Source organism: Nocardia sp. NPDC004068, assembly GCF_042874315.1.
Classification (GTDB): Bacteria; Actinomycetota; Actinomycetes; order Mycobacteriales; family Mycobacteriaceae; genus Nocardia.
Map to the genome: position 1 here is coordinate 67586 of NZ_JBIAMW010000007.1, position 12690 is coordinate 80275.

Here is a 12690-nt window from a genome sequence, read left to right on the forward strand (position 1 = left end):
CTACTACTCACCTCATCGGGTGTGGCTCAGCATGCCGATCAGTACTGCCCAGGCGTCGTCGATGGACTCGTCGTCCCCAGCGCCGTCCGCCCAGAACTCGGGATCGACCACGGTGAGTGTCGGTTCGGATGGTTGCCAACTCTGCCAGGTCGCGGCCAGGGCTCGTTCCGCGACGGATCTACTCCATTCCCACATTTCGCGCCTCCCCTGCGCTTGGAGATCTCCACGATAGCGGGAGGGCACGGTCGAGCGACAGCGAATTTTCTCCGGATACAACCGGATTCGACTCAGAGGGGTTGCAGTCCCAGCGCGCCCGCGACGAAACGCCGCACCGCGGTCTGTCCGGAATCCAGTGCGGCACCGTGGCCTTCGCGCGCCCAGCCCGAAACCTCCGCGGTGCCATCGGGATTCGGCGTCACCACGATCTCGGCGACCAGTTCGGCGGTGGTGGGTTCGCAGACGGCCCACGAATAGCGGGTGGACTCGGCCCATTCGCGGGTGCGGCGCGCGACGTAGCCGGGGTCGTCGATGCCGCCCGCGGCGAGCGCGGGCCGGTCGTCGATGCGGTCGTCGGCGCGCAGGGCGCGCAGATACCAACTGCCCGCGTTGATCTCGACGGGTTCCATCAGCGCTCCCGTCGCCGTTGCCGACGGTCGCGGCGGTGCGCGCGACGGTCTTCGCGGCGTTTGTCCCCGGCCTGGGTGAACGCGCCCATGAGGATCGCGGTGGCCGGGATCATCAGGAACCACAGCCAGACATGCGTGGTGAAGAACAGGACGAGGGCGGCGATGACCACCAACCCCACGACCGGGCCCTGGAACTCCGGCTTGTCGCCGGTCTTGCGGACGGGCAGCGGCTTGTCGGACGTGGGTTCGGGGAGGTCGGTGAACACCTTGGTGAGGTCGCCGCGGGTGACGGCGGCCGCGACGACCGCGCTGCGTTCGTCGAATTCCGCGACCGACAAACGGCCCGCCGCGAAATGATCCGACAAGCGCCGCATGGCCTCTTCACGCTCGGTGGTGCCGATGCGGATGTCGGGTGACTCAGCCATACATTCGAGCCTAGCGACCGGGTGGTGGTTCCGCCCGACGTGCCCGGTTTAGGGTCGAACGGTGACGCGGTGGTTCGGGAGGTATCGGCTCGACGGGCTGATCGGGCGAGGCTCGGTGGGCGAGGTGTGGCGCGCCTGCGACGACACCGGCCGCGTCGTCGCGTTGAAGATCCTCTCGGTCACCGCGGACGAGCCGGACTATCGGCGGCGCTTCGAGCGGGAGGCCCGCATCGGGGCCGATCTGGCCGATCCGCACATCGTGCCGATCTTCGATTTCGGTGAGCGGGACGGGCGGCTGTTCCTGGCGATGGCCTACATTCCGGGCGTCGACCTCGCCGCGCGGTTGCGGTCGGGGCCGATGGACGTCGACGCGGCGGTGGACGTGATCGCCCAGGTCGCCTCGGCCCTGGATGCCGCGCACGCGGCCGGGCTGGTCCATCGCGACGTCAAACCGGCCAATGTCATCGTGCACGCCAGCGGGTTCGCGTATCTCATCGACTTCGGGATCGCCCGCGCCGCGCATCACACCACGATCACCGCGACCGGGTTCACGGTCGGCACGCTCGCCTACATGGCCCCGGAACGGTTCTCCGGGCACGGCGACGCCCGGTCCGACATCTACTCGCTGGCCTGTGTGCTCTACGAATGCCTCACGGCGGAAAGACCTTTCGGCGACACCGATCCGGTGCGGCAGTTGCACGCGCATCTGCACGAGGCCCCGCCGAGCGCCCGCGCCCTGAATCCCGCTGTGCCGCAAGCCTTGGACGCGGTGATCGCCCGGGGCATGGCCAAGAGCGCCGACGAGCGGTACCGCAGTGCGGGCGAACTGGCCGCCGCGGCCAGGGCGGCCATCGGTGCGGGCGCGGTGACCTCGCGTGTTCCGCCGGTGCTCGACGCGGACGCGAGCGCGCCGACCTCGGTGCTGGGCGCCAGGGCCCAGGGCTACCCGCCCGCGGCCGTGCGGCCCGGTCGTCCAGGTCCGGGCCTCGCCGCCGAACCCGGCGGGCGCTTCGACGCGGCGCGCGACGCCGGACCGGCCGCCGCCGACGCACCCGGCACGCGGCTGTTGACCACATGGGACGGCACCGGACGCCGCGCCTCGACCGGGACGGCGGTGAAGGTGGCGGCGCTCGCGTTCGGGGCGTTGGTCGTCTTCGCGGCCATCGCACTCGGCACGGCCCTGCTCACCCGCGACGGAAACGCACGATCCACCACGCCTCCCGCCACACCCCCGGCGAGCGTCGCGCCCGCGCCCGCGCCCACGTCCCCGATCGAACAGACCACGACCGACGCGCCGCCCCCGCCGACCATGACCATTCCCGTGCCGCCGGGTTTCGGCACCCCGCCATTCCAGATTCCGGGCATCTCCCAGAACCAGCCGAAGGACGACAAACCCGGAAACCCCGCGGGCCACGGCAATCCGCCGGGCCACGACAAGAAGGAGAAGAAGGACAAATGACGCGAGGCCCGTCCGCGGGTGCGGACGGGCCTCGGAAACCGTTGTCGCCTACTTGATTTCGGCGAGCACCGTGCCCTGGGTGATGGCGGCCCCGGCCGCCACGGCCAGCCCGCTGACCACACCGGCCTTGTGGGCGGTGACCGGGTTCTCCATCTTCATGGCCTCGAGCACCACGATCAGGTCACCCGCCTCGACGGTCTGGCCCTCCTCGACCGCGACCTTGACGACCGTGCCCTGCATGGGCGCGGTCACCGCGTCGCCGGACGCCGCGCCCGCGCTCGCGCCACCGCGCTTGCGGGGCTTGGGCTTCTTGCGGACCACGCCCGCGCCGTTGCCGCCCGCACCGGCCGCGCCCGCGCCGACGGAGAACTGACCCGGCAGCGACACCTCGAGCCGACGACCACCGACCTCGACCACGACCTTCTGCCGCGGCGCCTCGTCCTCGTCCTCGATCGGCTGGGCGCCGGTGTAGGGCGGAATCGGGTTGTCCCAATCGGTTTCGATCCACTTGGTGTAGACGTCGAACTTGGTGCCGTCGCCGATGAACGCCGGGTTGCTCACGATGTGGCGATGGAACGGCAGCACCGTCGCCAGGCCCTCGATCTCGTACTCGTCGAGCGCGCGCCGCGCCCGCTCCAGCGCCTGGGTGCGGGTCTCACCCCAGACGATCAGCTTGGCCAGCATCGAGTCGAACTGCCCGCCGATCACCGAACCGGCGACCACACCGGAATCCATCCGCACGCCGGGGCCGGTGGGCTCCTTGTACACGGTCACCGGGCCGGGGGCGGGCAGGAAGTTGCGGCCCGCGTCCTCGCCGTTGATGCGGAACTCGATGGCGTGCCCGCGCGGGGTCGGATCCTCGGTGATGGTCAGCTGCTCGCCGTTGGCGATGCGGAACTGCCAGCGCACCAGGTCGATTCCCGAGGTCTCCTCGGTCACCGGATGCTCGACCTGCAAGCGGGTGTTGACCTCGAGGAACGAGACGGTCTCGCCCTGCACCAGGTACTCGACCGTACCCGCGCCGTAGTACCCGGCCTCGCGGCAGATCCGCTTGGCCGACTCGTGGATCTTGGCGCGCACCTCATCGGACAGGAAGGGGGCCGGGGCCTCCTCGACCAGCTTCTGAAACCGCCGTTGCAGCGAGCAGTCGCGGGTGCCCGCGACGATGACATTGCCGTGCTGATCGGCGAGCACCTGCGCCTCGACGTGCCGGGCCTTGTCCAGGTACTGCTCGACGAAGCATTCACCGCGACCGAACGCCGCGGTCGCCTCACGGGTGGCCGAGTCGAACAGCTCCGGGATCTCCTCGATGGTGTGGGCCACCTTCATGCCGCGACCACCACCGCCGAAGGCGGCCTTGATGGCCACGGGGACCCCGTACTGCTTCGCGAACTCGACCACCTCGGCCGCGTTCTTCACCGGATCCTTCGTGCCCGCGGCCATCGGCGCCTGGGCGCGCTCGGCGATGTGCCGCGCGGTCACCTTGTCACCCAGATCGCGGATCGACTGCGGGCTCGGCCCGATCCAGATCAGACCGGCATCGAGCACGGCCTGCGCGAAATCGGCGTTCTCCGAGAGGAATCCGTAACCGGGGTGGATGGCGTCGGCGCCCGACTTGCGGGCCGCGTCCAAGATCTTGTCGAAGACCAGGTACGACTCGGCGGAGGTCTGACCACCCAGCGCGAACGCCTCGTCGGCGAGCTTCACGAACGGGGCCTCGGCATCGGGCTCGGCGTACACCGCGACACTGGCGAGACCGGCATCCTTCGCGGCCCGGATGACCCGCACCGCGATCTCGCCCCGATTCGCGATCAAAACCTTCGTGATCTGCGCGCTGGCGTGGCTGGGCACTGAGCCTCCTGATGCTGTGGACAACTTTCGTCTGGAGCGAGTGTAGGCAGTCTGCCAACAGACTCCGCACCGGGCTAGGGGCTACTGAACAGTAGTCCCGCCAAGTGATATGAACAACAGTCTCGCCGAATGGCAAGCCGGGACTTTACGCCGCGCCCGCCGCCTGGGACGAGAGTTCGGACACCTCACCGGGTTCAGCGCCCTTGACCATGGGAGTTCGCACAGCATTTCCCCATTCGGTCCAGGAACCGTCGTAATTACGAACGTTCGCCAGCCCGAGCAGGGCGGTCAGCACGAACCAGGTGTGCGCGGACCGTTCCCCGATGCGGCAGTAGACGATCGTTTCGGGTGCCGCGCGGAACTCCTCGTAGATCCGATCCAATTCGGCGCGGGAACGGAACCGGCCGTCCGCGGCGAGCGCTCGATTCCACGGAATGTTCACCGCCGTCGGAATGTGGCCCGCGCGCAACGACTGTTCCTCGGGGCGGTCGCGGATTCGATCGCATTCCCCCGAATACTCCTCGGCCGCACGCACATCCAGCAGGGCGGCCGCGCGGTCGGCCGAATTCACCAGCGCGCGGACCTCGTCGAGGAACACGCGCGCGGGCGGGTCGTCGCGCTCGACCACCGGGTAGTCGCCCAACCCGACTGCGGGCACCTCGAAGGTGGTGTCGCGCGCCTCGGAGATCCACGCGTCCCGACCGCCGTCGAGCAACCGCACGTCCGGATGGCCGAACAGGGCGAAGACCCACAGCGCCGCCGCGGCCGTACCGTTGCCCTTGTCGCCGTAGAGGACCACCGTGTCGTCGCGCTCGATGCCCTTGGCTCGCATCAATTCCGCGAAACGGACGCTATCGACCACGTCCCGGGTGTCCGGGTCGGTAAGCTCGGCCCGCCAGTCGATCTTGACAGCACCCGGGACATGGCCGATGTCGTATAGCAGGATGTCCTCGTCGGCCTCGACGATCCGCAATCCCGGCGCGCCGATGTTTGCCGACAGCCACTCTGTGGTTACTAGTCGGTGAGGATAGGCGTGGGCGCCGAAGGAGTGATGCGGGTCCGGGGCGACGGGCACGATGGTCGGTCCTTCGTTGTGAGTCAGCGGTTCCTCTCCGATGGTAGGCGGGGAACCGACAGCAACCGGTTTCACATCACGAATCTGGTGAAGCTCGATTAAGTCGCAGCTCCATCCGATAAAGTCTCCTGGGAGGAGGGGTGAGCTATGTCCGATTCTTGGCCACGACGGCGCCTGCTCGCGATCCTGCGTGGCGCCAGCGAGCCTCTCGATGCCCAGGAACTCGCGAGAGTGACCGGGCAGCACGTGACCACGGTGCGCTTCCACCTGGACGTGTTGACGCGTGAGTCGCTGGTGCGGCAGTTCCAGCAGCCGCCACGCGGGCGCGGCCGTCCGCGCATCGGGTACACCGCCGTTCAGCGATCGGTCGGCTACCAGGATCTGGCCCAGGTGCTGGCCGATCAGCTCGGGTCGGATCCGCGGCGGCGCTCGGACGCGGCCATCGCGGCCGGGCGGGCATGGGGCGCGCGACTCGAGACGATGGAACAACCCATCACCTCGCTCGACGACGCCAAGGACGCCACCATGACGATGATGTCCGAACTGGGCTACGCCCCCGAGCGGGACCCCGGAAGCGAGACCGGCGATCAGGTGCTGATCCGGATGACGGCCTGCCCGCTGCGCGATCTGGCCCGCACCCATTCGGAGGTCGTGTGCGGGGTGCATCTGGGATTGATGCGCGAGGTGATCGACCGCAACGGCGGCCGGGACACGGTGAACGTGCGGCTGCATCCGTTCGTGCAGCCCGAACTGTGCGTGGCCCGGCTCGAGGCGCTGCGGACCGTGCTGGTGCCCGATGCCGCGACCATGCCCGACGCCCGGCCCGAGACCGGCGAGCCGCGCATCGCGACGCCCTCAGGAGGCCGGGTCGCTCCCCAATTGCGTACCGCCGACCCACAATTGCGCAACGGAGACGCCCACGTCGCGAAGCAGTCGACGAAGTAGCGGCAGGCCGATCCCGATCACACTGGACGGATCGCCGCGCAGGCCCTCGACGAACCAGCCGCCGCGGGCGTCGAGGGTGAAGGCCCCGGCCACCCGCAACGGCTCGCCGGTGGCGATGTAGGCGTCCAGCTCGTCGGGGTCGGGCGTGCCGAATTCGACCATGGTGCCGCAACAGTCGTGGGCCAGCGCGACGATGCGGCCCTCGCGCAGGCGCAGCACGCAGTGCCCGGTCAGCAGTTCGGCCGCGCGCCCGGCCATCACGGCCCAGCGCTTGCGGGCCACCTCGGCGGTCAGCGGTTTGCCCTGGAGTTCGCCGTCGAGCAGCAGCATCGAATCACAGCCCACCACAACGCAATCCGCGATCACGTCGGCGTCCTCGGCGATCAGGGCGGCGGCGACGGCCTCGGCCTTGGCACTGGCCAGGGCGACCACCACATCGGCGGGCGCGGTCCCGGCGGGCAGGGCCGCGGCCACCGCGTCCTCGTCCACGTCGGAGACCCGGACCACCGGGGTGACCCCGGCCGAGCGCAACACCTGCAACCGCGCGGGCGAGGCCGAGGCGAGAACGAATCGGGTCACGTCAGGCGTTCGGGAAGCCGAACGCGTACGGCGAGAACGGGACCGTGCCGCGATGCATGAACGTCGGCCGTCCCCACAGATCGATCGGGCCGCGCGGCTCCGGCGCGGAGTCGGCGCTCGCGGCCGCGGCGGTCAGCACGCACACCAGGGCGGCGATCTCGTCGTCGGTGGGCGCGCCCTTCAGGATCCGGATGACGGGTCCCGCGTCCGATTCGGCATCGGCGACCAGCGGTTCCATCGCGGCGAGATCATCGGCCGCCAGATCCAGCTCCGCGGCGCGCAAAACTTCTTCATCAGCCACAGCCGTCACAGCGCCAGCTCCTCCTGTCAGGTGCCGGACCCGGGTGGGGTCGGCGTCCATCTCTTTCCATCTTGACCCGAACGAGCCGGTTCACACTGATCGAGAGAGATCTGTTGGACATTTCACAGTTTGTCCCTTTCACCGCGCATATCGTCCGATCACAGCGGAATGTTGCCGTGCTTCTTCGGCGGCAGGGTGACCATCTTCCGCTCGAGCAACCGCAGGGCCGACACGATCTGTCCGCGCGTGTGCGAGGGCGGGATGACCGCGTCCACATAGCCGCGTTCGGCGGCCACGTAGGGGTTGACCAGCGTGTCCTCGTACTCGTTCTGCAACTCCAGGCGCAGCGCGTCGACGTCGGCGCCCTCGGCCGCGGCCTGCTGCAACTGCTTGCGGTAGACGAAGCCGACCGCGCCCGACGCGCCCATGACCGCGATCTGCGCGGTGGGCCAGGCCAGGTTCACGTCCGCGCCCATGTGCTTGGAGCCCATGACGTCGTAGGCGCCGCCGTAGGCCTTGCGGGTGATGATCGTGATCTTGCCGACCGTGGCCTCGCCGTAGGCGTAGAGCAGCTTGGCCCCGCGCCGGATGATGCCGTTGTATTCCTGGCCGGTGCCGGGCAGGAAGCCGGGGACGTCGACCAGGGTGATGATCGGGACGTTGAACGCGTCGCAGGTCCGCACGAACCGCGCGGCCTTCTCCGAGGCGTCGATGTCGAGGCAGCCAGCGAACTGGGTGGGCTGGTTGGCCACGATGCCGACGCTGCGGCCGTCGATGCGACCGAAGCCGACGATGACGTTCATCGCGCGTTCGGCCTGCACCTCGAGGAACTCGTCGTCGTCGAGCAGTCGCCGGATGATCTCGTGCATGTCGTAGGGCTGGTTCGGCGAGTCCGGGATGATCGTGTCGAGCTCGAGGTCCTCCTCGGTCAGCGACTCCTCGATCGCGCCCTCGATCGGATCGCTGGCCGGGAAGCGCGGGGCCTCGGCGCGGTTGTTGCTGGGCAGGTAGCTCAGCAGATCCTTGACCCAGTCCAGGGCGTCCTGCTCGCCGGAGGCCACGTAGTGGGCCGTGCCCGACTTGACCATGTGGGTGTGGGCGCCGCCCAGCTCCTCCATGGTGACCTCTTCACCGGTGACGGTCTTGATGACGTCCGGTCCGGTGATGAACATCTGGCTGGTCTCGTCGACCATGACGACGAAGTCGGTGAGCGCCGGGGAGTAGACGTGCCCGCCCGCGGCCGCGCCCATGATCAACGAGATCTGCGGGATCACGCCGGAGGCCTGGATGTTGCGGTGGAAGATCTCGCCGTAGAGGCCGAGCGAGACCACGCCCTCCTGAATGCGCGCTCCCGCACCGTCGTTGATGCCGATCAACGGGCGGCCGGTCTTGAGCGCCAGATCCATGACCTTGACGATCTTCTCGCCGTACACCTCGCCGAGGCTGCCGCCGAAGACCGTGGCGTCCTGGGAGAAGATGCAGACGTCGCGGCCGTCGATGGTGCCGTAGCCGGTCACCACGCCGTCGCCGAGCGGACGGTTGTTCTCCAAGCCGAAGTTGACGCTGCGGTGGCGGGCGAGCGCGTCCAGTTCCACGAACGAGCCCTCGTCCAGCAGTGCGAGAATCCGTTCGCGCGCGGTCATCTTGCCCTTGGCGTGGACCTTGTCGACCGCGGCCTCACCCATCGGGTGCTGGGCCTCTTCCATGCGGTTGCGCAGATCGGCCAGCTTCCCGGCGGTGGTGTGGATATCGGGTGCGCCCGCCGAACCCGGCTGAGGCTGCTGCTGGACACTCGTCATGACGGGGAGTGTAACCAGTCCGAGACCTCCTGAAAATTCCAGTATCCACTACCCGCGAGTACCGCTATTGGCTACTCGTCAGTAAGAAACCGCTGGTGAAAGCCCCTGAGCAGCAAAGACTTCAGTACCCGATCCAGCGCGTCGACGGCCTCGTCGAGTTCCTCCGCGGTGACGGTCAGCGGCGGCCGGAACCGCAGGCCGCGCTCGCCGGTGCCGAGGATGAGGACGCGTTCGCGCTCGTAGAGTTCGGCGGCCACGGCGTCGCGCAGTTCGGGCGAGGCCAGCGTGATCGCACACATGAGCCCGCGCCCGCGCGGTTCGGTGACCTCCACGTGCCGCGCGGCCAGCCCCTCGAGACGATCCAGCAGATAGGGACCGAGCTTCGCGGCGTGCTCGATGAGTCCGTCGCGTTCGATCACCTCGAGGATGCGGCGGGCGCGGACCATGTCGGCGAGGTTGCCGCCCCAGGTGGAGTTCAGCCGCGAGCTGACCCGGAAGACGTTGTCGGGCACCTCGTCCACGCGCCGGCCCGCCATGATTCCGCAGACCTGGGTCTTCTTGCCGAACGCCACGATGTCGGGCGCGAGGCCGAGTTGCCGGTAGGCCCAAGCACTTCCGGTCATGCCCGCGCCGGTCTGCACCTCGTCGAGGACGAACAGCGCGTCGTATTCGTGGCACAGCTCCTGCATCGCGAGCAGGAACTCCGCGCGCAGATGCCGGTCGCCGCCCTCGCCCTGGATGGGCTCGGCGATGAAACACGCTATGTCGTAAGGGTTTTCGGCGAAGGCGGCGCGGGCCTGCGCCAGGGCCCGGCGCTCGGCGGCGGCGATGTCGACGCCGTCGGTGCGGTACGGGGTGTCGATGCGCGGCCAATCGAACTTCGGGAAGCGCGCGATCTTGACCGGTTCGGTGTTGGTGAGCGAGAGCGTGTAGCCGCTGCGGCCGTGGAAGGCGCCGGTCAGATGCAACACCTTGGTGCCGAGATCGCCTGAGCGGCCGTGCATTTCGTTGTGGCGGCTCTTCCAGTCGAACGCGGCCTTGAGCGCGTTCTCCACCGCGAGGGCGCCGCCGTCGATGAAGAACCGGTGCGGCAGTGCGGGATCGCCGAGCACGCGCGCGAAAGTGTCGACGAAGCGCGCCATTTCGACAGTGTAGACATCGGAGTTGCTGGGCTTGTTCAGCGCCGCGGTGGTCAGTTCGGCGCGGAACTCGTCGTCGGCGGCCAGGGCGGGGTGATTCATGCCCAGCGCCGAGGACGCGAAGAACCCGAACATGTCGAGATACGCGGTGCCGTCCCGGGCGTCGACCAGGCGCCGGCCCTGCGAGCGTCGCAGATCCAGCACCAGGTCGAAGCCGTCGGCGAGGATGTTCGCGGACAGGATGTCGTGTACGCGGGCGGGGGTGACCGGCGTCGCGTCGGCGACTGCCCCCGGCCGCTCCAGTTCGAGGGTCACACGAACCAGGCTAACGTAAATTTTTACGACATCACTACGGAAACACCGTAAAAAGTAACGATCTCCGGCTAACGATCGTAGAATGTCTGGAGGATGATGGTGCTGCGCGTGCGGACGTTGGCGGTCGCGCGGATCTCCTGCAACAGCTGTTCGAGGTGTCGCGGCGAGGCCACCCGGACCAGTAGCACGTAGCTCTCGTCGCCCGCCACGGAGTGGCACTCCTCGATGCCGGGGATGTGTTGCAGCAGGGCGGGGGCGTCGTCGGGTTGGGACGGGTCGAGAGGAGTGATGGCGACGAATGCCGACAGCAGTTGTCCCAGGGCTTCCGGATCGACCTTCGCGGTATAGCCTCGGATCACCCCGCGCGCCTCTAGCCGCCGAACTCTCGATTGCACCGCGGACACCGACAGATTGGCCTTCTCCGCGAGATTCGACAGCGTGGCGCGACCGTCGGCCATCAGCTCGCGGATCAAGAGTCGATCGATATCGTCCAGAACAGCTTTCGTCGGTGCATCCGCCATCAGCGAAGGCTAACCCAGCGAACCGAACTCGTGGCCGGAACATGGTCTCGGGCCGTCCGAAGATTCCCGCCTCACATGGAGAAATGGATGACATCCGCACCCACCGCACCATTGACCGACGAACTGCGCGCCCGCGCCGAGCAACTGCTGCGCGAGTTGGGCGCCACCCCGCCCGCACCGGGTCCGCTGTCGGCCCGTACCCCGATCACCGGCGGTGAGCTGGCCACGCTCGCGCCGAGTTCGGCCCAGGAGGTGGACGCGGCGATCGACAAGGCGGCCAACGCGTTTCGGTCCTGGCGCACCGTGCCGGCGCCGGTGCGGGCGGCGGTGGTGCGGCGGCTGGGACAACTGCTGACCGAACATCTCGGCGCGCTGGGCGAATTGGTGACGCTGGAGGCGGGCAAGATCGGCGCGGAGGCGCGCGGCGAGGCGCAGGAGATGATCGACATCTGCGAGTTCGCGGTGGGATTGTCGCGCCAGCTCTACGGTTACACGATGCCGTCGGAGCGGCCCGGGCACCGGCTGATGGAGACCTGGCATCCGCTGGGTGTGGTGGGGGTGTTGTCGGCGTTCAACTTCCCGGTGGCCGTGTGGTCCTGGAACACCGCGCTCGCGTTGGTGTGCGGGGACACGGTGGTGTGGAAGCCGTCGGAGACGACGCCGTTGACGGCGCTGGCCTGTCACACGCTGGTGCGGCGGGCGGCGGAGGACGTCGGGGCGGATCCCGAGATCCACCAATTGATCCAGGGCGCGGGCGATGTCGGCGCGCTGCTGGTGGACGACGAGCGGGTGGCGTTGGTGAGCGCGACGGGTTCGGTGCGGATGGGGCAGGCGGTCGCGCCGCGCGTGGCGGCCCGGTTCGGGCGCTGCCTGCTGGAGTTGGGCGGGAACAACGCGGCCGTGGTGACACCCTCGGCGGATCTCGAATTGGCCACGCGCGGCGTCGTTTTCGCGGCGGCGGGCACGGCCGGACAGCGCTGCACGACGTTGCGGCGGCTCATCGTGCACAGGTCGGTGGTGGACGAGCTGGTCGACCGGATCGCACAGGCGTATCGCCAACTGCGCGTGGGCAATCCGCTCGACGACGGCGTTTTGGTCGGCCCGCTGATCAACGAGCGCGCCTACGCCGCCATGCGCGAGGCGCTCACCCGCGCGGAGGCCGACGGCGGCGAAGTGCTCTGCGGCGGAGACCGAGTCGAGGGCCCCGACCCGCACGCCTACTACGTCCGCCCCGCCCTGATCCGCATGCCCGCCCAGACCGACCTCGTCCGCGCCGAAACCTTCGCCCCCATCCTCTACGTCCTCACCTACGACGACTTCGACACCGCGATCACCCTGCACAACGCCGTCCCCCAGGGCCTGTCGTCGGCCATCTTCACCACCGACCAACGCGAGGCCGAACTCTTCCTCTCCCCCGAGGGCTCCGACTGCGGCATAGCCAACGTCAACATAGGCACCTCCGGCGCCGAGATCGGCGGCGCCTTCGGCGGCGAGAAACACACCGGCGGCGGCCGAGAATCCGGCACCGACGCCTGGAAGTCCTACATGCGCCGAGCCACCAACACCATCAACTACTCCCCCGACCTCCCCCTCGCCCAAGGCATCCACTTCACCTGACCACCCCCAGGTAAGCCACCCCAGCCGCACCCTTTATT

General features: G+C 68.7%; 13 protein-coding genes. 3 read left to right on the forward strand and 10 right to left on the reverse strand.

Annotation, left to right across the window (positions count from 1 at the left end):
* Window positions 1–12: 12 nt before the first annotated feature.
* From ACFYTQ_RS19100 to ACFYTQ_RS19110, 3 genes are all read right to left on the reverse strand, one after another.
* A complete protein-coding gene (locus tag ACFYTQ_RS19100; protein WP_387362452.1) occupies window positions 13–195 on the reverse strand; it encodes a hypothetical protein in 183 nt (60 codons plus the stop codon).
* Between the two features lie 92 nt (window positions 196–287).
* A complete protein-coding gene (locus ACFYTQ_RS19105; protein WP_387362454.1) occupies window positions 288–626 on the reverse strand; it encodes a hypothetical protein in 339 nt (112 codons plus the stop codon).
* Window positions 626–1051 (reverse strand): DUF1707 domain-containing protein, encoded by a 426-nt coding sequence (locus tag ACFYTQ_RS19110; RefSeq protein ID WP_387362456.1) that lies wholly within the window; start codon window positions 1049–1051, stop codon window positions 626–628. Before ACFYTQ_RS19110 ends, ACFYTQ_RS19105 begins: the two co-directional genes overlap by 1 nt.
* Window positions 1052–1112: 61 nt before the next feature.
* On the opposite strand from ACFYTQ_RS19110, the gene ACFYTQ_RS19115 reads away from it, so the two are divergent.
* Window positions 1113–2510: a serine/threonine-protein kinase gene (locus ACFYTQ_RS19115; protein ID WP_387362458.1), complete on the forward strand. Its 1398-nt coding sequence runs from the start codon at window positions 1113–1115 to the stop codon at window positions 2508–2510.
* 48 nt (window positions 2511–2558) lie between these two features.
* On the opposite strand, the gene ACFYTQ_RS19120 is transcribed toward ACFYTQ_RS19115, so the two are convergent.
* Together ACFYTQ_RS19120 and ACFYTQ_RS19125 are read right to left on the reverse strand one after the other, a co-directional pair.
* The gene (locus ACFYTQ_RS19120) at window positions 2559–4361 is read right to left on the reverse strand and encodes a biotin carboxylase N-terminal domain-containing protein (protein ID WP_387362460.1); all 1803 of its coding nucleotides are present in this window, start codon (window positions 4359–4361) and stop codon (window positions 2559–2561) included.
* A gap of 145 nt (window positions 4362–4506) precedes the next feature.
* A complete protein-coding gene (locus ACFYTQ_RS19125) occupies window positions 4507–5436 on the reverse strand; it encodes a sulfurtransferase (protein WP_387362462.1) in 930 nt (309 codons plus the stop codon).
* 231 nt (window positions 5437–5667) lie between these two features.
* On the opposite strand from ACFYTQ_RS19125, the gene ACFYTQ_RS19130 reads away from it, so the two are divergent.
* Window positions 5668–6381, forward strand: a complete 714-nt coding sequence (locus tag ACFYTQ_RS19130; RefSeq protein ID WP_387362463.1) for a helix-turn-helix transcriptional regulator — start codon at window positions 5668–5670, stop codon at window positions 6379–6381.
* On the opposite strand, the gene ACFYTQ_RS19135 is transcribed toward ACFYTQ_RS19130, so the two are convergent.
* From ACFYTQ_RS19135 to ACFYTQ_RS19155, 5 genes are all read right to left on the reverse strand, one after another.
* A complete protein-coding gene (locus ACFYTQ_RS19135) occupies window positions 6292–6960 on the reverse strand; it encodes a Maf family nucleotide pyrophosphatase (protein ID WP_387362465.1) in 669 nt (222 codons plus the stop codon). The two genes, ACFYTQ_RS19130 and ACFYTQ_RS19135, sit on opposite strands and share 90 nt — an antisense overlap.
* Window position 6961: 1 nt before the next feature.
* Complete coding sequence (locus ACFYTQ_RS19140; protein ID WP_387362467.1) at window positions 6962–7270, reverse strand: acyl-CoA carboxylase subunit epsilon; 309 nt, start codon at window positions 7268–7270, stop codon at window positions 6962–6964.
* 149 nt (window positions 7271–7419) lie between these two features.
* Complete coding sequence (locus tag ACFYTQ_RS19145) at window positions 7420–9060, reverse strand: acyl-CoA carboxylase subunit beta (protein ID WP_387362469.1); 1641 nt, start codon at window positions 9058–9060, stop codon at window positions 7420–7422.
* A gap of 71 nt (window positions 9061–9131) precedes the next feature.
* Window positions 9132–10514 (reverse strand): L-lysine 6-transaminase, encoded by a 1383-nt coding sequence (gene lat / locus ACFYTQ_RS19150; RefSeq protein WP_387362471.1) that lies wholly within the window; start codon window positions 10512–10514, stop codon window positions 9132–9134.
* A gap of 68 nt (window positions 10515–10582) precedes the next feature.
* Window positions 10583–11035, reverse strand: a complete 453-nt coding sequence (locus ACFYTQ_RS19155; RefSeq protein WP_387362473.1) for an Lrp/AsnC family transcriptional regulator — start codon at window positions 11033–11035, stop codon at window positions 10583–10585.
* A gap of 87 nt (window positions 11036–11122) precedes the next feature.
* Between ACFYTQ_RS19155 and ACFYTQ_RS19160 the strand changes: the two genes are divergently transcribed.
* Entirely contained in the window at window positions 11123–12652 is a 1530-nt protein-coding gene (locus ACFYTQ_RS19160) for an aldehyde dehydrogenase family protein (RefSeq protein ID WP_387362475.1), read from the forward strand.
* The last annotated feature ends 38 nt before the right edge of the window (window positions 12653–12690 follow it).